Annotated in this window: 18 protein-coding genes; 4 read left to right on the top strand and 14 right to left on the bottom strand. The window is 61.7% G+C overall.

What is annotated here, in order from left to right:
• Positions 1–42: 42 nt before the first annotated feature.
• Complete coding sequence (locus C6Y56_RS11225) at positions 43–2,073, bottom strand: TonB-dependent receptor (protein WP_169429914.1); 2,031 nt, start codon at positions 2,071–2,073, stop codon at positions 43–45.
• Between the two features lie 360 nt (positions 2,074–2,433).
• Here C6Y56_RS11225 and katG point away from each other — a divergent pair, with 360 nt between their 5' ends.
• Positions 2,434–4,698: a catalase/peroxidase HPI gene (gene katG / locus C6Y56_RS11220; protein ID WP_169429913.1), complete on the top strand. Its 2,265-nt coding sequence runs from the start codon at positions 2,434–2,436 to the stop codon at positions 4,696–4,698.
• A gap of 132 nt (positions 4,699–4,830) precedes the next feature.
• Here katG and pepN read toward each other — a convergent pair whose 3' ends face one another.
• From pepN to C6Y56_RS11190, 6 genes are read right to left on the bottom strand one after another with little or no spacing between them, the layout of a single operon-like run.
• Entirely contained in the window at positions 4,831–7,488 is a 2,658-nt protein-coding gene (gene pepN, locus C6Y56_RS11215) for an aminopeptidase N (RefSeq protein ID WP_169429912.1), read from the bottom strand.
• 10 nt (positions 7,489–7,498) lie between these two features.
• Positions 7,499–8,329 carry a DUF2797 domain-containing protein gene (locus C6Y56_RS11210; RefSeq protein ID WP_207866011.1) on the bottom strand — a complete coding sequence of 277 codons (831 nt, stop codon included), beginning with the start codon at positions 8,327–8,329 and terminating at the stop codon, positions 7,499–7,501.
• The gene (locus C6Y56_RS11205; protein WP_085686493.1) at positions 8,326–8,586 is read right to left on the bottom strand and encodes a YeaC family protein; all 261 of its coding nucleotides are present in this window, start codon (positions 8,584–8,586) and stop codon (positions 8,326–8,328) included. Before C6Y56_RS11205 ends, C6Y56_RS11210 begins: the two co-directional genes overlap by 4 nt.
• A 29-nt stretch (positions 8,587–8,615) precedes the next feature.
• Positions 8,616–9,485, bottom strand: coding sequence for a rhomboid family intramembrane serine protease (locus C6Y56_RS11200; protein WP_169429910.1), 870 nt, complete (start codon positions 9,483–9,485; stop codon positions 8,616–8,618).
• On the bottom strand, positions 9,482–10,456 hold the full coding sequence (locus tag C6Y56_RS11195; RefSeq protein WP_169432621.1) for a metallophosphoesterase: 975 nt from the start codon (positions 10,454–10,456) through the stop codon (positions 9,482–9,484). The genes C6Y56_RS11200 and C6Y56_RS11195 overlap by 4 nt, the downstream gene beginning before the upstream one ends.
• Positions 10,453–11,343, bottom strand: a complete 891-nt coding sequence (locus tag C6Y56_RS11190) for an NAD(+) kinase (RefSeq protein WP_011333623.1) — start codon at positions 11,341–11,343, stop codon at positions 10,453–10,455. The genes C6Y56_RS11195 and C6Y56_RS11190 overlap by 4 nt, the downstream gene beginning before the upstream one ends.
• Before the next feature lie 114 nt (positions 11,344–11,457).
• Here C6Y56_RS11190 and C6Y56_RS11185 point away from each other — a divergent pair, with 114 nt between their 5' ends.
• Positions 11,458–12,408, top strand: coding sequence for a DUF1853 family protein (locus tag C6Y56_RS11185; protein ID WP_169429909.1), 951 nt, complete (start codon positions 11,458–11,460; stop codon positions 12,406–12,408).
• Here C6Y56_RS11185 and C6Y56_RS11180 read toward each other — a convergent pair.
• Together C6Y56_RS11180 and C6Y56_RS11175 are read right to left on the bottom strand one after the other, a co-directional pair.
• Positions 12,405–13,688 carry an arsenic transporter gene (locus tag C6Y56_RS11180; protein WP_169429908.1) on the bottom strand — a complete coding sequence of 428 codons (1,284 nt, stop codon included), beginning with the start codon at positions 13,686–13,688 and terminating at the stop codon, positions 12,405–12,407. The two genes, C6Y56_RS11185 and C6Y56_RS11180, sit on opposite strands and share 4 nt — an antisense overlap.
• Before the next feature lie 99 nt (positions 13,689–13,787).
• Positions 13,788–14,345, bottom strand: coding sequence for an NADPH-dependent FMN reductase (locus tag C6Y56_RS11175; RefSeq protein WP_114882292.1), 558 nt, complete (start codon positions 14,343–14,345; stop codon positions 13,788–13,790).
• Between the two features lie 186 nt (positions 14,346–14,531).
• Between C6Y56_RS11175 and C6Y56_RS11170 the strand changes: the two genes are divergently transcribed.
• Both C6Y56_RS11170 and C6Y56_RS11165 read left to right on the top strand, forming a co-directional pair.
• Positions 14,532–14,768, top strand: coding sequence for a hypothetical protein (locus C6Y56_RS11170; RefSeq protein WP_169429907.1), 237 nt, complete (start codon positions 14,532–14,534; stop codon positions 14,766–14,768).
• Between the two features lie 85 nt (positions 14,769–14,853).
• Positions 14,854–15,747, top strand: a complete 894-nt coding sequence (locus C6Y56_RS11165) for a LysR family transcriptional regulator (RefSeq protein WP_169429906.1) — start codon at positions 14,854–14,856, stop codon at positions 15,745–15,747.
• Here C6Y56_RS11165 and C6Y56_RS11160 read toward each other — a convergent pair.
• From C6Y56_RS11160 to C6Y56_RS11140, 5 genes are all read right to left on the bottom strand, one after another.
• Positions 15,713–16,327: a GNAT family N-acetyltransferase gene (locus C6Y56_RS11160; protein ID WP_169429905.1), complete on the bottom strand. Its 615-nt coding sequence runs from the start codon at positions 16,325–16,327 to the stop codon at positions 15,713–15,715. The two genes, C6Y56_RS11165 and C6Y56_RS11160, sit on opposite strands and share 35 nt — an antisense overlap.
• Before the next feature lie 14 nt (positions 16,328–16,341).
• Positions 16,342–18,597, bottom strand: coding sequence for an Orn/Lys/Arg decarboxylase N-terminal domain-containing protein (locus tag C6Y56_RS11155; RefSeq protein WP_169429904.1), 2,256 nt, complete (start codon positions 18,595–18,597; stop codon positions 16,342–16,344).
• Positions 18,598–18,750: 153 nt separating this feature from the next.
• The gene (gene dnaQ / locus C6Y56_RS11150; RefSeq protein ID WP_169429903.1) at positions 18,751–19,509 is read right to left on the bottom strand and encodes a DNA polymerase III subunit epsilon; all 759 of its coding nucleotides are present in this window, start codon (positions 19,507–19,509) and stop codon (positions 18,751–18,753) included.
• 82 nt (positions 19,510–19,591) lie between these two features.
• Complete coding sequence (rnhA, locus tag C6Y56_RS11145; protein ID WP_003224162.1) at positions 19,592–20,053, bottom strand: ribonuclease HI; 462 nt, start codon at positions 20,051–20,053, stop codon at positions 19,592–19,594.
• Positions 20,054–20,143: 90 nt separating this feature from the next.
• On the bottom strand, positions 20,144–20,902 hold the full coding sequence (locus C6Y56_RS11140) for a methyltransferase domain-containing protein (protein WP_085708596.1): 759 nt from the start codon (positions 20,900–20,902) through the stop codon (positions 20,144–20,146).
• Positions 20,903–20,922: the final 20 nt, after the last annotated feature.

The raw sequence follows: 20,922 nt of genomic DNA, 5'->3' as shown, positions 1-20,922 counted from the left end.
CGCGCGATTCGCGGGACGCTGGCGCAAGATCGCGGGGAACGATCAGAACGTGGTGCGCAAACCGACCTGAATGCTTCGCCCTTCTGCCGGCGCAATGTCGCGCAGAATCGAGCTGGCATAGCGCACGGTCTGGTTGGTCAGGTTCTCGGCATTGACGAAGGCCAGCCATTTGCTCTGGCCGACGTCAAAGTGATACCCCACATTGGCACCCAGCGTGGTGTAGCCATCGGTGCTGCTTTCATTGTCCGGCACCCGATGCTGGGAACTGGCGTGCTCCACATCGATCCGCGCCTGCCAGCGATCCAGCTCCCACAGCAGCCCGGTGTTCAGGCGCAACGGCGCGATGCGCGGCAGATCCTGACCGTTGTCGAGGTTCTTGGCCCGGGTGTAATCGCCCGACAATTCCAGCGCGAACTTGCCATAGGCGCTCTCGCCGAGTTTCCAGCGGTCCTGGGCTTCGATGCCGCTGAAGCGCGCACGGACACCGGAGTAGGCATATTCGGGAATGCCGGCGGCGTCTTCTTCGCCTTCATCATTGAGGGTGCGTCCGGTGCCGAGCAGACCGATGTAATTGGAGTAGTGGCTGTAGAACACGCCGACGCTGCCCTTGTGCGTGCCATTGTCGAAACGCAATGCCAGATCGCTGGAGACGGCTTTTTCCTTCGAAAGACCCGCATCCCCGACTTCATAAGTGCCGGTCGCGACGTGGGCGCCGTTGGCGTACAGCTCGTAGAACGTCGGTGCCCGTTCGGTATAGCCCAGCGTGGCGGCGACCGACCAGATCGGCGTCAGCGTGTACACCGCGCCGGACGACAGGCTGCCGGCGGTGAAACTGCTGGAGCGGTCAGCATTGGCGAAGCGCTCGTTGCCTTTGGCATCCGGGTCGACCGTGGTGTGCTCCAGGCGACCGCCGAGGGTGAACAGCAAACGATCCGTGGCTTGCAGCTCTTCCAGAACGAACAGTGCGCCGGCATTGGTATCGGTGTGCGGCACGAAGGCTTCTTCGCCCAGTGCGGAGAATTCATTACGGCTGACCTGTGCGCCAACCACACCGTTGAACGGTCCCAACGGCTGGTGTCGGGCCTCGACCCGGGCTTCGTAGCCCTTGTTCTTGAACGTGGTACCGACCTCGCCACCCTCGATCTCGCGGTGCTGATAATCGGTGTACCCGGCGTCGAACTTGACCGAACTGAACGGGCCGTCGAGGTTGCGGATTTCCGAGGCGAACGCGTAGTGCTCCTGCTGCATGCGAATCCGCACGTCGTCTTCGGCCGGCGAGCCGTAGTTGGAGTCGTAGTTGCTGTACGACAGCCCCGCATAACCGTCATCCCAGGTGTACGACCCGCCGACCGCGCCGCCGTCCTGACGACCGTCGCTGTTGGCCAGCCGATGTTTCTTCGAATCGCCATCGTCGTTCGCCCGTTCGCGGCCGGTTTTGGCGTAGCCGGGAATCTTCAGGTCATTGAACTCGCGGGCGCTGGCGTCCAGGTGCAAGGCAAACTGACCGTTACCGGCCTCCAGTTTGCCCGCGCTGCTGCGAGTGGTATCGGCGCCGCCATAGCGCAGTTCGCCGGCGCCGTGAATGCCGTCGATGGCTTCGGTCGGAATCCGGTTGTCGAAGGTGTTGACCACCCCGCCGATGGCGCTGCCGCCGTAAAGCAACGCGGCCGGGCCACGGACGATCTCGATGCGTTCGACGTTGACCGGATCCAGCGGCACCGCGTGATCGTAGGACAGCGACGAGGCATCGAGCGCGCCAACGCCGTTACGCAGGATGCGAATGCGATCGCCGTCCTGCCCACGAATGATCGGACGACTCGCGCCTGGGCCGAAATAAGACGATGACACCCCCGGCTGCTTGTTCAGGGTTTCGCCCAGACTGCCTTTCTGCTGCAGCGTCAGGTCATCACCGCTCAGCACGGTCGAGGGCGACGCGAGGGTCTGGCTGCCCAGTGGATTGGCAGTGATGACTTGGGGTTGCAGTTCGAGGGGGTCGGCAGCGAACGCGGGGGATGCGATCAGCAGCGCGGAGGCCAGCAGGCTGGGCTGGAAGGAGGGAAAACGGGCAGACATTTCTAGAATTCCGTAAGGCAGAAAGGACGGGACCGACGCCACTGCCACGCGGACATGTCAGTGACATCGATCAGATGAAATCATTTTTATGTTATACAATAACATTTCCAATGGCCATCACGATTCTTGCCACGATGTTTACGACAACCGCTCAAGCGCGGGACTTTCAGCGCTCAACCCTGCCACTCGCGAACGAACGGTCTGTGCATTTCCAGAAAAATCCACCGCAGAGGGCGGTAAAAGACTTTGCCTATCGGCCACCAATAGTCGGCCTATTAGCCGACATCCCGAGTCGGGTCTAGCCTTACTACTCCGAAGTCGGCACGAGCCGGCCGCAGAAGACCTGATAAGGACCCGAACATGGCAAATGAATCGAAATGCCCGTTCAATCACGCCGCCGGCGGTGGCACGACGAACCGCGATTGGTGGCCGAATCAACTGAACCTGAAAATCCTGAGTCAGCACTCGCCCGCCTCCGATCCGATGGGCCCGGACTTCGACTACGCCAAGGCTTTCAAAAGCCTGGATTTCCAGGCCCTCAAACGCGATCTGACGGCGCTGATGACCGACTCTCAGGAGTGGTGGCCAGCGGACTTCGGCCACTACGGCCCGCTCTTCATCCGCATGGCCTGGCACAGCGCCGGCACCTATCGCACCGCTGACGGCCGTGGCGGCGCCGGTTCCGGCCAGCAACGCTTCGCCCCGCTCAACAGCTGGCCGGACAACGTCAGCCTCGACAAGGCCCGCCGCCTGCTGTGGCCGATCAAGCAGAAATACGGTCGCAACATTTCCTGGGCCGACCTGATCGTCCTCACCGGCAACGTCGCGCTGGAATCCATGGGCTTCAAGACCTTTGGTTTTTCCGGCGGTCGTCCTGATGTGTGGGAACCGGACGAAGACGTTTACTGGGGTTCGGAAAACACCTGGCTGGGCGGCGACACCCGTTACGGCAAACACCCCGAAGCCATGCAGGAACCGGGCGACGGCACGCTGGTGGCCGAACCTGCCGAGCACGGCCATGAACAGAGCCGCACCAATCAGGGCGAACGCAACCTGGAAAATCCGCTGGCCGCCGTGCAGATGGGCCTGATCTACGTGAACCCGGAAGGCCCGGAAGGCAATCCCGACCCGGTGGCCTCGGCCAAGGACATCCGCGAAACCTTCGGCCGCATGGCCATGAACGACGAAGAAACCGTCGCCCTGATCGCCGGCGGCCACGCCTTCGGCAAGACCCACGGTGCCGGCCCGGCCGATAACGTCGGCCCGGAACCGGAAGCCGCCGGCCTCGAAGAGCAAGGTCTGGGCTGGAAAAACAGCTTCGGCACCGGCAAGGGCGCCGACACCATCACCAGCGGCCTGGAAGTAACCTGGACCACCACCCCGACGAAGTGGAGCAACAACTACCTGGAAAACCTGTTCGGCTTCGAGTGGGAACTGACCAAGAGCCCGGCCGGTGCCCATCAGTGGAAACCGAAAAACGGCGCCGGTGCCGGCACCATTCCCCATGCCCACGACCCGAACAAACGCATCGACCCGACCATGCTCACTTCCGACCTGGCCCTGCGTTTCGACCCGGCCTACGAGAAGATTTCGCGGCGCTTCCTGGCCAATCCCGATCAACTGGCCGACGCCTTCGCCCGCGCCTGGTACAAGCTGATCCACCGCGACATGGGCCCGCTGTCACGCTATCTCGGCCCGGAATTGCCTCAAGAAGAGTTGCTGTGGCAAGACCCGATTCCCGAGGCCACGCATCCACTGGTGGACGACAGCGATATCAGGGCGTTGAAAGGCAAAGTGCTGGCGTCCGGGCTGTCCATTTCGGAACTGGTCTCTACCGCGTGGGCAGCCGCGTCGACCTTCCGGGGTTCGGACAAACGTGGCGGCGCCAATGGCGGGCGTCTGCGTCTGGCACCGCAGAAGTTCTGGCAGGCCAACCAGCCGGAGCAACTGGACAAAGTGTTGAAGATTCTGGAAGGCATTCAGAACGAGTTCAATGCCGGGGCGTCGGGCAAGCAAGTTTCGCTGGCGGACCTGATCGTGCTGGCCGGTAACGCCGGGGTCGAGCAAGCGGCGAAAAACGCCGGGCACACGGTGACCGTGCCGTTCAATCCGGGGCGCACGGATGCAACTCAGGAGCAAACCGACGTCGAGTCGTTTGGCTTCCTCGAACCGCACACCGACGGCTTCCGCAATTACGCCGCCAACACCTACCGCGTGCCGGCCGAGGCGTTGCTGATCGACAAGGCGCAACTGCTGACCCTTTCCGCCCCGGAAATGACCGTACTGATCGGCGGCCTGCGCGTGCTGGACACCAACGTCGGCAAAACCAGACACGGGGTATTCACCGACAAGCCCGGCACCCTGACCAACGACTTCTTCCGCAATCTGCTGGACATGGGCGTGGAATGGAAACCGACATCGAAAACCGAGTTCGAAGGCCGGGATCGTAAAACCGGCAGCGTGAAATGGACGGCGACCCGGGTCGATCTGGTGTTCGGTTCCAACTCGGTGCTGCGGGCGCTGGCCGAGGTGTATGCCAGTTCCGATGCGAAAGAAAAGTTCGTCACAGACTTCGTTGCGGCCTGGGCGAAGGTGATGGATCTGGATCGGTTTGATCTGAAGTAACGGAGGGAACGCAAAACAACTGTGGGAGCGAGCCTGCTCGCGAAGAGGGAGTATCAGACACGGAGATGTCGTCTGGACTACCGCATTCGCGAGCAGGCTCGCTCCCACAGTTTTGAGCGGTGCTATCCCGGCTTACGCCAGGCTTTTGCTGACCACTTCATACACATCACTGGACAGCTGACCGGACGCGAGAATCCGCTCCAGCTCCGCCTTCATCAGCGCCTGACGAGCGCTGTCATACTTGCGCCAGCGGGTCAGCGGCGCCAGTTGGCGCGAAGCGATCTGCGGGTTGAAGCCGTTCAGCTCGATCACCAGATCCGCGAGGAAGCGATAGCCCGAACCATCCGCCGCATGGAAGTTGATCAGGTTCTGCCCGGCGAACGCTCCGACCAGCGCACGCACCTTGTTCGGATTCTTGATGTTGAACGCCGGGTGCTGCATCAGCGCTTTGACCCGCGCCAGACCGCCCGGCAAGGTGCTGCCGGCCTGCACGCTGAACCACTGATCCATGACCAGCGGATTGTCCTTGAAGTGCTCGGCGAAACTGGCCAGGGCTTTGGCTTTCTCGTCGTCGAACGGCGAGTTGACCAGCACCGCCAGCGCGGTCAGGCGCTCGGTCATGTTGTCGCAGCTGTCGAACTGTTCCAGGGTTGCCGCCAGCACTTGCGGCTTGCCGCTGAGCATCAGGTACGACAGCGCGATGTTCTGCAACGCGCGACGGGCGAAATGCTCGGCCTCGGCCACGTACGGGGTTTGCTTCGACAGCTCGCGGTTGGCTTGATAACGCAGCCACAGCGCTTCGAACAGGTTGTCCGCCAGTTGCTGACGGGCGAACTCGCGGGCGGTGTGGATCGCGTCCACGTCGGCGATTTCGCTGATTTCGGTCAGGTAGGCTTCGCTTGGCAGCGAGAGCATTTCCGCGACCATCGCCTGATCCAGCGACTCGTCCGACAGCACGGTGCGCAGGGCCGAAATCAGACGTGGATCGAGCACCAGGCTTTCGCCCTTCTGCTGCTGGCCGATCAGTTCTTGCAGCACCTGCACCGACAGTTGCTGGCCGGCATCCCAGCGGTTGAAACCGTCGGTGTCGTGCTGCATCAGGAACATCAACTGATCGCGGTTGTACGGGAAGCTCAGTTTCACCGGCGCCGAGAAGCCACGCAGCAACGAAGGCAAAGGTTGTTCGGCGATGTCGACGAAGGTGAAGGTCTGTTCGGCTTCGGTCACCGAGATCACTCGAGTGGTGCCTTGGGCGGAGGCTTCGCCGGCCAGACGCAGGGCAATCTCGTTGCCCTGGCTGTCGAGCAGGCCCAGTTCCACCGGGATCACGAACGGCAGTTTTTCAACCTTGTCCGGGGTTTCCGGGCAGCTCTGGCGGAAGGTCAGGCTGTAGGTTTTCGCAGCGGCGTCGTAAGACTCGCTCACCGCCAGACGCGGTGTGCCGGCCTGGCTGTACCAGCGCTTGAACTGGGTCAGGTCGACGCCGTTGGCATCTTCCATGGCCTTGATGAAGTCATCGCAGGTCACGGCCTGGCCGTCATGACGTTCAAAGTACAGGTCGCTGCCCTTGCGGAAGCCTTCGGCGCCCAGCAGGGTGTGGATCATGCCAACCACTTCCGAACCCTTTTCGTACACGGTCAGGGTGTAGAAGTTGGAAATCTCGATGAAGCTGTCCGGGCGCACGGCGTGGGCCATCGGGCCTGCATCTTCGGCGAACTGGTGGGTACGCAGATAGGCCACATCTTGAATGCGCTTAACCGTGGCCGAGTTCATGTCGGACGAGAAACCGGCGTCGCGGAACACCGTGAAGCCTTCTTTCAGCGACAGCTGAAACCAGTCGCGGCAGGTCACGCGGTTGCCCGACCAGTTGTGGAAGTATTCGTGAGCGACGATCGCTTCAACCCGCTGGTGCGCGGCGTCGGTGGCGGTTTCGGCGCGGGCCAGTACGGCGCTGGAGTTGAAGATGTTGAGGCCCTTGTTCTCCATCGCGCCCATGTTGAAGTCGTTCACGGCGACGATCATGAAGATGTCCAGATCGTACTCGCGACCGTAGACCTCTTCGTCCCAGCGCATCGACTTCTTCAGGCTGTTCATGGCGTGCTGGCACTTGTCGATGTTTTCCGGCTCGACGTAAATGCGCAGCGCCACGTTGCGGTTGGTCATGGTGGTGAAGCTGTCTTCAACGCACCACAAGTCACCGGCCACCAGTGCGAACAGGTACGCCGGTTTCATGAACGGGTCTTCCCAGGTCGCCCAGTGCCGGCCGTCTTCGCCGGGACCGCTGGCGATCGGGTTGCCGTTGGACAGCAACACCGGATAGCTGTGTTGCTCGGCGACCACGGTGGTGGTGAACTTGCTCATCACGTCCGGGCGGTCGAGGTAATAGGTGATCTTGCGGAAACCTTCGGCCTCGCACTGGGTGCAGAACATCGTGCCGGACTTGTACAGGCCTTCCAGTGCGGTGTTGGTTTCCGGGTGGATCCTGACGCTGGTGTCGACCGTGAAGGTTTCGCTGGCCGGTTGCAGGGTCAGATGATTCTCCGTCAGTTGGTAGTCGGCGGCGCTCAGCTCCTGGTCGGCCAGGGTCACCGAGAGCAGTTCCAGCTGCTGGCCATCGAGCACCAGCGGCGGCAGGCCCGGGCCACGGGCCGGGTTGCGGCGCATCACCAGTTGCGCGTGGACCAGACTGTGGTCCTCGAACAACTCGAAGGTCAGGTGTGTTTCGTCGATCAGGTACTCGGGCGCCTGATAGTCCTTCAGGTAAATCATCTTCGGTTGTTCGGTGCGCATGCTGAAGTCCTTATTGATGCACGGCGAGCTGATAGGCCGTGTACTTGCGAATGTTGATCACGCCGGTGTCGAAGATCAGGTACTGGCCCTTGATCCCCAGCAGCGTGCCTTCGGCTATCGGGTTCTTGTCCAGGTTGAAGCTGACAATCTTGGCCGGGTACTGCTCGACCGGGTAACGGATTTCCAGCGGCTCGACGTCGGTCACCGGCTGAATCGCCTGCAAACCGAAACGTTCCTGCAAGCCTTGCAGGCCTTCGGCGCAACTGGCGAACAGTTGATCGCGCACCTGCGCCAGATCCACCGCCGCCGCGTCGCCCTTGAGCAAGGCGCGCCAGTTGGTCTTGTCCGCCACCTGACTGCGGAACAGGTCTTCGACGAAGCCCGACTGCTGCCGCGTGGCGACGCGCATGATCGGCAGCGCCTGGCTCGCGCCCTGGTCGAGCCAGCGGGTCGGCAACTGAGTGGCGCGGGTGATGCCGACCTTGATTCCCGACGAGTTGGCCAGGTAGACGACGTGGTCGGTCATGCAGAACTTCTCACCCCACTCCGGCTCCCGGCAGGTGCCGGCCTCGAAATGGCAGCGCTCCGGACTCATGATGCACACGTCGCACTGAGCCAGCCTGGTCATGCACGGGTAGCAGTAGCCCTGACTGAAACTGGTCTTGGTCTTGCGTCCACAATGGGTGCAATGGATCGCCCCCAGGTATTCCAGACGCACCGTCGTGCCGATCAACGGGTTGACCGGCACCTCGACGTCATCCAGACGAAACGCATATTGCACGTTCGGCCCGTCCAGGCGCGCCGACATTTTGCTGATTGCACCGCGGCCAATCTCGATCAATGGAGGGCGTCCGACTTGAACAGGATGTTCGGCACTTCGATCGACTTCGATGCACATTCCTGCGGGCCCATGTAACCGGTGCGCTCTTCTTCAGGCAGGTTCTGGATTTCCCAGGCGATCATCGCCTGTAGCGACAGCTCGCGCTGTTCGGCGGTGAGCTTGCCACCGTCGGACCATTTGCCGATCTCTACGGCCAGTTTCAGGCTCTGGTAGATGTCCGGGGTGATGTTCTTGATCAAATCGTTAAAAGAGGACATCAGGGTCTCCGTGCTCTTTATTCAAAAATTCAGGCGGCCAGTTTACGGCGGTTGTACAAACCGCCCAACAAACCGGTGAAGCATCCGATGAGTAACCCGCCGACGTGGGCGGCGTTGGCGATCTGGCCGAAACCGATCATCGAGATCAGCCCGGACATGCACACCAGCAACCACACCAGCATCATCACCAGCACGCCGCGGGGCAGACGATAGGCCGGGTTCGGTGCCAGCAACTGGAAGATCCAGCAGTGGCCGAGCAGCCCGTAAAGCACGCCGGACAGGCCGCCAAACAGGCTGGGACCGCTCCAGGCAAACTGCGCATAGTTGGAAACGAGGCTGAACAGCAGCGTCAGGCCGATCAGGTTGATACTGCCCTGGCGCGACTCGATGCGCCGCCCCAGTTCCCAGTACCACATGCCGTTCATGGCCAGGTGCAGAATGCCGAAGTGGATCAGCATCGGCGTGAACAGGCGCCACCACTGCCCTGCCGCCAGGCTGTCGGCCAGCGGTGTGAAGTGGATGTAGTCGCCTACCACCCGGAAATCGAGGAAGGTCAGCCAACGCATGGTGTCGAGGTTATCGCCAAGGAACGTCAACCCGCCGACGATCAGGCTCAGCAGCAGAATGAACCCGGTGGCCCTGGCGTGTTTCAGTTGCTCGGCGAAGCTCGGCCGCTTGAAGGTCGGCGCCACCGGAACATCCAGTTGCTGATCCGGGTCACCCGCCGGGAAGCGTTCGTACAGAGAGCGCACGTCTTCGCTGATTTCCGACGGTACCCACAGCACCTGCTCGCCCGACTCTTCGCTGACGCGATGCGGCACCTGCATGCGTTGCAGCAGTTTGACGAAACCACTCAGGTCCGCCGCCAATGGCAGACGCAATACCGCTACCGCGCTCATCGCAGCACCTCCGGCCGCTCGACATCGACCCAGACAAATTTATGCGGATCCAGGCGGGTTTCCTGATCCAGACGATAAGCCACCAGTTTGCCGTAGAGCACGGCGCTGTAATCCAGGCACGCGAGGTTCGGGCGAATCGGCGCCGGTTTGCCGCTGCGCCAGTAGTGACCGACGAACAGCAACGGCTCATCGACGCCGTAGCGCAACAGGGAATTCTTTTCGCTGGAGGTCAGCGGCTTCTGCGCCACCGGCTCCGGCAAGGCGTCGGGCTGGAACACGATGTCACCGTAGGTCTGCGGATCGTCTTCCCAGAATTTGGTGCGGAAGAACGAACGCACCAGACCGTCGCCGCTGGTCATGGTCAGGCCATCCGGCAGGCGCATGTCGGTGCCGCGCAGCAGGCGATCGAACACGGTGCAGGCAAAACTGCCCGGCACGGCGGAAGCCTGAAGGAAGTGCTCATCGATGCAGCCATCGGGGAACAGCGCACGCAACGGCTCGATCAGGCCGGCATCCCAGCAGGCATGTACGACTCGAAAACGTCCGGCATCAACGAACAGCGGCAGTTGGTAGAACCATTGCTGGAAGTCGTGCCAGTCACCGGGATGGTCTTCGAACTGGGTCAGGGTTTCGTGCAGCAAACGGGCATGGCGTGGCGTGTGCTCGCGCACGAACTGCTTGCCGCTGCCGGGCGGAGCCGGTGTGCTCCAGCCCAGCGCGTTGAATTCGTGGTTGCCCATGATGCACAACGCCTGACCGGCCTCGACCATGTCGTGGACGATGTGCAGCGCCTCGCGAATCCGCGGGCCACGGTCGATGATGTCGCCGACAAACACGGCCATGCGCGAAGGATGCCGCCAGACCCCGCCCTGCTTGTGGTAGCCGAGTCGGTCCAGCAGGTGTTCCAGGGTCAGGGCGCATCCGTGCACGTCACCGATCAAGTCATAACTGCGCGCGGGATCGAGCATCAGTCGCCTCCACCACCCAACTTGCTGCCCCAGCCGAGCTTGGTCCGGCAGACTTCGTAGTAGTTGTGGTCGAGCGGATGGATCAGCCGCAGCTTCTGCGCTTTCTTGCTGACGGTGATGGTGTCACCCGGCGCGCAGGTGAAGTGGTTCTGCCCGTCGCAGGAGACTTGCGGGTAAATCTGCATATCTTTGGACACGACGATTTTCAGCTCACTGTTGCCATCGACCACAATTGGCCTGCCCGACAAGGTATGGGGGTACATCGGCACAATCACAATAGCGTCGAGCTTGGGATGCATGATCGGGCCACCGGCCGACAATGCGTACGCGGTAGAACCGGTCGGCGTGGCGACGATCAGGCCGTCGGCCTTCTGGCTGCAGACGAACTGGCCGTCGATGTACAGCTCGAACTCGATCATCCGCGTCGATTTGCCCGGGTGCAGCACCACGTCGTTCAGCGCATCGCCCTGGCCGATGGCCTCGGCGTGGCGGCGGACTTCGGCCTGCAGCAGGAAGCGGTTTTCCACCAGATAGTGGCCGTCGAGCACTTCGGCGACCTTGATTTCCAGCTCGTCGGGGCGGATGTCGGTGAGAAAGCCGAGGCTGCCACGGTTGATCCCGAGCACCGGAATGTTGTGCTTGGCCAGCGCTCTTGCCGCACCAAGCAGGCTGCCGTCACCGCCGACGACGATGACCATGTCGCAGACTTCGCCGAGCATCTTGCGCGACGAGGTTTGCAGGCCGTGGCCGGGCAGGACTTCGGCGATGGTGTCTTCGAGGATCACATGCAGGTGACGATCGAGCAGAAAGCGTTTCAGTCGGCGGACGGTATCCAGCACCTGGGAACTGCCCAGGCGACCGATGATGCCGATATTACGAAATTGCTCCATGGGACTCCTGCGGGGGGCTGCGACGGCGAAAACGACGATTATGGGCGAAAGCGCCGGATAGACAAAACCCTTTCAGCCCAAGAGTGCGCCTGTGTTTAAGGCTATGCTCGCAAGATGATCCTATTTCCCGATTTGCTCCAGTTGCCCCACCAATTGCGCCATCCTGAAGTGCGCGATCTGGCGTGGGTGATCCTCGCCCCGCCGATGCTCGACGCCACGCCGTGGCCGCAACGTCATCCACTGGCCGGCAGCGACTGGGTGCATGACCCTGAGCGACTGGCGCACTGGCTGCATCGGCTCGATCGTGACAGCTATGGTCTGCTGCAATGGCTGTCCCAGGCCCGCACCCGGCGCCTGGGCCTGTATTACGAGCGGTTGTGGCAGTTTGCGGTGGAACACGCGCCGGGCATCGAACTGATCGCCGCCAACCTGCCGATCCGCCGCGAAGGCCACACCCTGGGTGAACTGGACATGCTGCTGCGCGACCGTGACGGCGTGCATCATCTGGAACTGGCGATCAAGCTCTACCTCGGCCCGCAGAACGGTGACGGCCGCGATCCGGCGCAGTGGCTCGGCCCCGGCTGCCATGATCGACTGGACCGCAAACTGGCCCACCTGAGCGAGCACCAGCTACCGATTTCCGCCCGCCCGGAAAGCCGCGAGGCCCTCGCGGCGCTGGATATCGAGTCGTTCAGTGCGCAGTTGTGGCTGGGCGGTTATCTGCTGTATCCATGGCCCGGGCAGTCCGAACCGCCGAGCGGTGCCCATCCGCAGCATCTGCGCGGCAGCTGGCTGCATCAAAAGGACTGGCCGGCGTTTGTCGCCCAGCGCCCGGCCGGGCGCTGGCAACCCCTGCCCCGCCACGCGTGGCTGGCGCCGGCGCATTACCCGGCAGATCAGGCCTGGAGCCACCAGCAATTGCGTGCCTGGTTCGATGAACTTGAACCGCTGGCCCCGGCGCAGTTGATGGTGCGCCTGACCGAAAATGCCCGGGGCGAATGGGAAGAGGCCGAGCGGCTGTTTCTGGTTTCGGATCTGTGGCCGAACGTGCCCGGACAGAGTTAGACGCTCAGCCGCAGCGCCAGCGCGGCCAGCGTGACCAGCAACACCGGCACCGTCAGCACAATCCCGACCTTGAAGTAATACCCCCAGCCGATCCGGATATCCTTGCGTGCCAGTACATGCAGCCAGAGCAGAGTCGCCAGACTGCCGATCGGGGTGATCTTCGGCCCCAGGTCACTGCCGATCACGTTGGCGTAGATCATCGCTTCTTTCACGACACCGGTCGCCTGACTGGCATCGATCGACAGCAGACCGATCAGCACCGTGGGCAGATTGTTCATGATCGACGACAACAATGCCGTCAGCACGCCGGTGCCCATGGCCGCGCCCCACACGCCATACCCGGCAAAGACATCCAGCCAACCGGCCAGATGATCCGTCAGCCCGGCATTGCGCAGACCGTAGACCACCAGATACATGCCCAGGGAGAAAATCACGATCTGCCACGGCGCTTCTTTCATCACTTTGCGCGTGGAGATCTTGTGCCCCCGAGCGGCGATACCCAGCAACAACGCCGCGCACACCGCCGAAATGGCGCTGATCGGAATCCCCAGCGGTTCCAGGGCAAAACAACCCACCAGCAGGATCACCAACACCGCCCAACCGGCGTAGAACGTGGCCTTGTCGTGGATCGCCGTCTCCGGGTGCTCCAGCTGTTCAGGGTCGTAGGCTGTCGGAATGTCGCGTCGGAAAAACCACATCAACACCGCCAGCGTGGCGGCGACACTGACAAAGTTCACCGGCACCATCACCGCCGCATAGCGATTGAAACCGATGTGAAAGAAGTCTGCCGAGACGATGTTGACCAGGTTCGACACCACCAGAGGCAGGCTCGCCGTGTCGGCAATAAACCCCGCGCCCATGACAAACGCCAGGGTTGCCGCCGGAGAAAAGCGCAGCGCAAGCAGCATGGAAATCACGATGGGCGTGAGGATCAGCGCCGCGCCGTCATTGGCGAACAACGCCGACACCAGTGCGCCGAGCAACACCATGTAGGCAAACAGCTTGCGACCGCTGCCCCGCCCCCATCGCGCCACGTGCAATGCGGCCCAGGCAAAGAACCCCGCCTCGTCGAGCAACAGACTGATGATGATAAGCGCCACGAAAGTGCCGGTGGCGTTCCAGATGATCTGCCACACCAGCGGAATATCGCTCAGGTGCACCACGCCGAAAATCAGCGCCAGAATCGCTCCGAAGGTCGCACTCCAGCCGACCCCGAGACCCTTGGGTTGCCAGATCACCAGGGTAATGGTCAGCAGGAAAATCAATGAAGCAGCAAGCATTCGCGACAGCCTTCAATAAAAGGGAAAGAATCAGACCACAAAAAAACCTGTGGGAGCCAGCTCCCACAGGTTCGTTATGTTGTCAGAAAAATCAGTGGATCACTTCTTGTGCTGCGCTACCCACTCGCCATAGGCATTGATGAAGCTCTGCAGGAACGGCTTGACCGACTCGTTCAGCTTGCCCGACTCATCGAACGCCGTACCGGCGCCACCCAGATAAGCCTCAGGTTGTTGCATGCAAGGCACATTGAGGAAAACGAATGACTGACGCAAATGCTGGTTGGCGCCAAAACCGCCGATGGCACCCGGCGAAACACTGATCACTGCGCCCGGTTTGCCGCCCCAGACACTCTTGCCATAAGGCCGCGAGCCAACGTCAATCGCATTCTTCAAGGGTGCCGGCACAGAGCGGTTGTACTCTGGGGTGACAAACAGCACCGCGTCGGATGACGCCACTTTTTGCCGAAAAGTGCTGTAGGCTGCCGGCGGTGAATCGCCGTCAATGTCTTCGTTATAGAGTGGCAGATCGCCAATTTCCACAATGTTCAGCTTGAGGTTGGCCGGTGCCAGTTCCGCCAGCGCCAGCGCGACCTTGCGATTGATCGAAGCTTTACGCAGGCTGCCAACCACTACCGCGACGTTATAGACATTGCTCATGGGAAGACTCTCGACTGTCCGTGGGGAGGAGCCTGTAGTTATAGATGATCCGGCGACGATTCCACCAGACGACAAGGGATATTTCCCGCATCCGGATTATTTTTTTCCTGTAGGAAAACTTACCAAGCTCGATGACGGTCTACCAAGCCGCAAATCAAGCGTTTTATCTCCAGAGGTTCTAAGCAGATGGCAGCAGTACTCGTCGGTCAGTTCCATGCAAGAGATGCGGAAGGCCGCGTTTATTCCGTGCATGAGTTCCAGGAATCCACCCCGTCGGCAGACGGTTTCACCGGCATGGAGCCCGTTACAACCTACAAACTGGCGATTGGCGACCGCGTCAACAAGATCGACGACAACGAGTTTCTGCTGGTTCAGTCGGGCATCACCCTGATCCGCGAACCCGAGCCATCGGTCGCTTCATAACCGATTGTTATGAGCAGAAGTCATCCGCGCCGAGTTGGGGTAGGATTCAGCCACTGACCCCAACGGCCGGACATGGACTTCACGCATGCGTTTACGTCATATCGAGGTGATACAGGCGCTTTTACAGACGGGTCACGTGGGCACCGCCGCCGAATGGCTGCAATTGCCGGCGGGCGATGTCGAGGAGCGACTGCGCGAAGCCGAGAGTCAGTTGGGGTTCATGCTGTTCGCCAGTGTGCGCGGACGGCTTCAAGCCACAGCCGAAGCCCGAGCGTTGCAAGTTGAAATCGCCCACATTTATGACGCGCTGGAACCGGTGCAACGGCTGGCCAGCAGTCTCAAGCAATACCTCGCCCCACCCCTTCGAATCATTGGCACCCCGCCGCTGGCACAGCAGTTGTTGCCGCGAAGTCTCGCCGCATTGCGCCGACGCCTGCCGGACGTACCCTGCACGCTGCTCAGTGAGCCCACCCGCCACATCGTTCGCAGTCTGTTGCTGCGCGAAAGCGATCTGGGTCTGAGCCTGCACGATCCCGAACATCCGGATATCCATTGCCAGCCGCTGGCGCAAGGCAAGCTGCAATTGCTCGCGCCCCACGGCTGGCTGCAACCGAAGCAGAAGTATATTTCGCTGCAGGATCTGGCAGGTCAGGCGATGGTCGGCCTCGAAGGTCAGGACCCGCTGAGCCCGGCGCTGGAACACAAACTTCAGGCACTGCGCCCGGCACCGAGCATCCACACCCGGGTGCAGACCCATCAGATGATGCGCAGCATGGTTGAGGCCGGTGAAGGCCTGGCCATCGTCGACCCGTTCACCGCACTGGGTGCCCGGGCCAGTGGAATAGACACTTGCCCGTTGTCACCGGCGGTGCCGATCAGCCTTTATGCACTGACCTTCAAGCACGCGCCGCCGACATCGGCAGTCCAGACATTGCTGAGTATCGTCACGGAACAAGCCGCGGCGATGCTGGCGAGCTAATCGGGCTTTCGAGCGGATTATCGAAGAGTCGATACCAGAACAACGCCACCTCGGCGGTATTGGGGTCAATACCGCGATAACGCAGATGGTCGACGCCACCGATCACATAACCGCAGCGCTCATACAAGCGACAGGCGCCGAGGTTGTTGTTCTGGGTCTCGAGCATGATCCCCGGCAGTTTTTTCTTGCGGCTCCAGAACTGCGCCACCTCCAGCAACGCCTTGGCAACACCATGGCGCCGTGCCGGCGCATGCACCGCCAGCTCATCGATATGGGCGAAACCGTTCCAGTTGGTACTGATCACCAGATGCCCCACCGGCTGATCTTCCAGCCAGGCCATGAAGATCGCACTGTCGGGTGCATCGCGGAAACTGCTGAATTCTTCGGGGTCGATGCCGTAGCACTTGCGATACGGCACGATGGGCGTCACGCCCCACTGCGCGACGGGCTTGCCGATTTCGGCAGCGCCATAGGCGGCGACCTCGAAGCTGAAATCGCTGCCCCAGATATAGGCGGCAAAGCCGTCGTCGGCAACGCGCACCGACAGCCCTGGGTATTTTGGATTCATGACCGGTTGCATACTGGGAAACGCCCTCATTCCTTGACGCAATCGACGGTGTAATGCCGTCCATTGCCCTCGTCTTCGTGTTGCAGTCCGTGCACATCGATCACGAAACCCGGAAAACTCGCATCGAACGTGCGGGCAAACTTCAGGTAATCGATGATCGACCGGGTGGATTCTGTGAAGCGTTCGCCGGGCATGATCAACGGAATCCCCGGCGGATAAGGCACCAGCATCACCGCCGCGACACGCCCCTCCAGCTCATCGATCGGCACCGCCTCGACTTCGCCGCGCACCAGTTGATCATAGGCGTGAGCCGGTTTCATGGCGATTTCCGGCAGCACGGTGTACATGCGTCTGAGGTGTCTGGCGGTGGCATTGCTGCGGTAGCAGGCGTGGAGTTGATCGCAGAGATCGCGCAGGCCCATGCCGCGATACCGCACAGGATCTTCCTGGGCGACACACTTCAGGCAGGCATCGAGGCTGACGTTGGCGTCGTAGTTGCGCTTGAACTCCAGCAGTTCGGTCAGCAGCGTGCTCCACTTGCCCTTGGTGATACCCATGGAGAACAGCACCAGGAACGAATACAGCCCGGTTTTCTCCACCACCAGCCCGCGCTCCCAGAGGAAACGGCTGACCACCGCCGCCGGAATGCCCTTGTCGCTCAGCGCGCCGCCGGCGGTCAGGCCTGGCATCACCAGGGTGACCTTGATTGGATCGAGCAGTACGTAGTCGTCGCTGACCTCGCCGAAACCATGCCAGTCCGCCTCGGGCTTCAGCAGCCAGTCTTCGGTCTGCACCCGGTCGATGCCCTCGACACCCGGCGGCTGCCAGATCGAAAACCACCAGTCATTGGCGTCGATGTGTTGCCGCAGATTGGCCAGTGCCCGGCGAAAGCTCAGGGCTTCATCGAAGGTTTCCTGCAACAGCGAACGCCCGGCCGGGCCTTCCATCATGGCCGAGGCCACGTCCAGCGAAGCGATGATGCTGTACTGCGGCGATGTCGAGATATGCATCATGAACGCTTCGTTGAACCGGTCGCGATCCAGCTGACGCGCGCCGCCGTCCTGCACATGAATCATTGAAGCCTGGCTGAACGCCGCCAGCAGTTTGTGAGTGGAATGGGTGGTGAACACCAGCGGGCTGTCGGCGCTGCGCGAGGTGGCCATGCCGTAGCGTCCGGCAAAGAATTCGTGAAACGCCGCGTAGGCGTACCAGGCTTCGTCGAAGTGCAAGACTTCGACGCTGTTGCCCAGGCTCTGCTTGATCAGTTCGGCGTTGTAGCAGAGGCCGTCGTAAGTGGAGTTGGTCACCACGGCCAGTTTGACTTTCGGCTCCCGGCCCTTGGTCAGCGGGCTCGCGTCGATCTTGGCCTGGATCGATTCGCGGCTGAACTCGCTCAGCGGAATCGGCCCGATAATGCCCAGCTCGTTGCGTTCAGGGCACAGATAGAGAGGAATCGCGCCAGTCATGATGATCGCGTGCAACACCGACTTGTGGCAGTTGCGATCCACCAGCACCAGATCATCGCGCCCGACCATCGAGTGCCAGACGATTTTGTTGGCGGTCGAGGTGCCATTGATCACGAAAAAGGTGTGATCGGCGCCGAAATTGCGCGCCGCCCGTGCTTCCGCTTCAGCCAGCGGCCCGGTGTGATCGAGCAGCGAACCCAGCTCCGGCACCGACACCGACAAATCCGAACGCAGGGTGTTTTCCCCGAAGAACTGGTGAAACGCCTGCCCCACCGGGCTCTTGTGATACGCCACCCCGCCGCCATGACCCGGGGTGTGCCAGGAATAGTTGGAATCGGCGGTGTGCTGCACCAATGCCTTGAAGAACGGCGGCAGCAGCCCGTCCAGATATTTACGCGCCGCCCGTGCAACCTGCCGGGCCAGAAACGGTACGGTGTCTTCGAACAGATAAAGGATGCCGCGCAACTGATTCAATTCGGCCATGGCATCGGCCGGGGCGTTTTCCAGGGTGACCTGCTCGCCGAGGGCGAAGATTGGCAGATCCGGCGCCCGCACACGAGCCAGGCCGATCAGTTCGGCCATGTTCTGTAACAAATGGGAATGGGTGCTGGCATCTTCGGCGGCGATCAACATGCACGCCAGACCATGGTGGGTCGACGCCACCAGCCGGCCCTCGGTGTAGTCCGTGGCCGAAACGATGCTGAAACCTTCTTGCTCAAGTTCACGGGCAATGCCGCGAATGCGTTCGCCGGCAACCGTGTCGGCCTTGATGTCGCGGTGGACGATCAACACCGGGAACTTCAGATCTTTGTACATGGGGCTCAGTGTCCTGAGGCGGCGGAGAGTGATCTGCCAATGTCCTCAGGGTAGAGGGTCGGAGCCGATGTGGCGAGGGTGGCCAGTTGTCAGTACTGACAAAAAAAGGATCGTCCGGACACGGCTTTGGTGTCCGGACGATCCTTTTGTGCCTTACGCCTGAGCTTCGGCTTCCAGCAACTGTGTCCACAGCGCCGGGGCGCCGGCCGACTTGGCGATGATTTCCAGGCGCGCCTGGTGTTCAGCCAGTTCGGCTTCGGTAGCGCGAATGATCCGCCCCGGCTGGCGATCCGCCGGCAGACGGCGGATTTCAGTGGCGGAGTTGTCCGCGCCCTCGCCCGTGCCGTTACCGTCGGAAGCATTGCCGGCCAGCGACAGGCTGGTCTGGCCACCGGTCATGGTCAGGTAGACGTCGGCGAGAATCTCCGAGTCGAGCAACGCGCCGTGCAGCTCACGGCCGGAGTTGTCGACGCCGTAGCGTTTGCACAAGGCATCGAGGCTGTTGCGCTGACCCGGGTGACGTTCCCGGGCCATCATCAGGGTGTCGAGGATCGTGCAGTGCTGCGTGATGTCCGCGCGATCCTGCTGGCCCATCAGGGCGAATTCGTTGTTGATGAAGCCAACGTCGAACGCCGCGTTATGGATGATCAGTTGCGCGCCGTTGATGAACTCGAAGAATTCGTCGGCCACTTCGGCGAAGCGCGGCTTGCCGACGAGAAATTCGTTGGTAATGCCGTGGACGCCGATCGCGCCTTCGTCACTTTCGCGATCCGGCTGCAGGTAGACGTGAAAGTGCCGCCCCGTCAGACGCCGACCGATCAGTTCGACGCAACCGATTTCAATGATCCGGTGACCATCGGTCACCGGCATGCCGGTGGTTTCGGTATCGAGTACAACGGATCTGGTGGCCATCAGTGTTCAGCTCTCAACGGGGTCAATCGTGCAAAAGCGGCGATGTTAACACGCTCGCCGGGAGGGTTTCAGTGGTAAGGACTCAGCTCTGCTTGTAACCGCGAACCTCATCCACCCCGCGGTTGGCCAACTGGTCGGCACGCTCGTTGCCGTGGTGGCCGATGTGGCCGCGCACCCATTTCCAGGTGACCTTGTGGCGGTTGACCTGCTCGTCGAGCTCTTTCCACAGATCGGCGTTTTTGACTGGCTCCTTGGCAGCAGTTTTCCAGCCGCGTTTCTTCCAGTTGGCCATCCACTCGTTGATGCCTTTCATCACGTATTGCGAGTCGGTTACCAGCAGCACTTCGCATGGACGCTTGAGGGCTTCCAGGCCACGGATCGCGCCGAGCAGTTCCATGCGATTGTTGGTGGTGTTGGCCTCGCCGCCCCACAGTTCCTTTTCGACGCCCTTGCACACCAGCAAGGCTCCCCAGCCGCCAGGGCCGGGATTGCCTTTGCAGGCGCCGTCAGTGAACAGTTCTACGCTATCGACGCTTTCGCTCATGCCAATCTATCCAGAAAAATGCGTGGCCTCGCCGATCAAGGATCGACGACGGCCAGGGCCGGGACAAACCCGGCCACAATAAAAGAAGGTTTACGGTTCGATACGGCGACGATTGACCTTGGCCATCGGCAGCGGAATCAGCTTGCCCATCGGCTCGCGGCGCTCCTGGCGCACCGGACGCAGGCCGACCACGATCTTGCGCGCGACCAACAGATAGAAACCGCCGCCCGCCAGTTGCCAGTCGCCGGCCTTGCGTTCCCAGCCGGCCAGACGGGCCTGCCACTTGGGTGACGCGAGCGGCGGACGATAGCACCCGAAGCGGCGTTTCTCCAGCGCGAAGCCCAGCAGGTTGAGCCAGTCGGCGACCCGCGACGGCGAGATGCAGCGGGCCTGGTGCAACGCGTCGTGAGCGAACACATGGCGCAAGCCCCAGGTACTCCAGGGATTGATCCCGACGATCAGCAGATGCCCGCCGGGGCGCACGCTGCTGGCCGCTTCACGCAAAAGACCGTGGGGCGACAGACAGAAATCCAGGCCATGCTGCAACACCACCACATCGGCGGCGTGCTCGCTCAACGGCCAGGCCTGCTCTTCGCAGACGATCTCGACGCCGGGCAACGGCGCACCGAGGCGCACGTTGCGCTGCACCTGTGGCGCCGACGGCGGCGTTTCGGCGGACGGACCGTAATGCACCAGATAGCCGCCGAAGAACCGGCCGAGCTCGTCTTCGAGCATGCGCCGCTCTTCGTCCAGCAGAAATTGCCCGAGGGGGCCGGACAGCCACTCACGGGCCGCCCCGATAAGGGCCAGCCAGTCAGGATCGGCCTGAGCGAACGCTTTATCGATCATTGCATTCTCCAACACGCCAG

Source organism: Pseudomonas fluorescens (assembly GCF_012974785.1).
GTDB classification, from domain to species: domain Bacteria; phylum Pseudomonadota; class Gammaproteobacteria; order Pseudomonadales; family Pseudomonadaceae; genus Aquipseudomonas; species Aquipseudomonas fluorescens_BT.
This window is presented reverse-complemented; position numbering and strand designations above follow the sequence as displayed.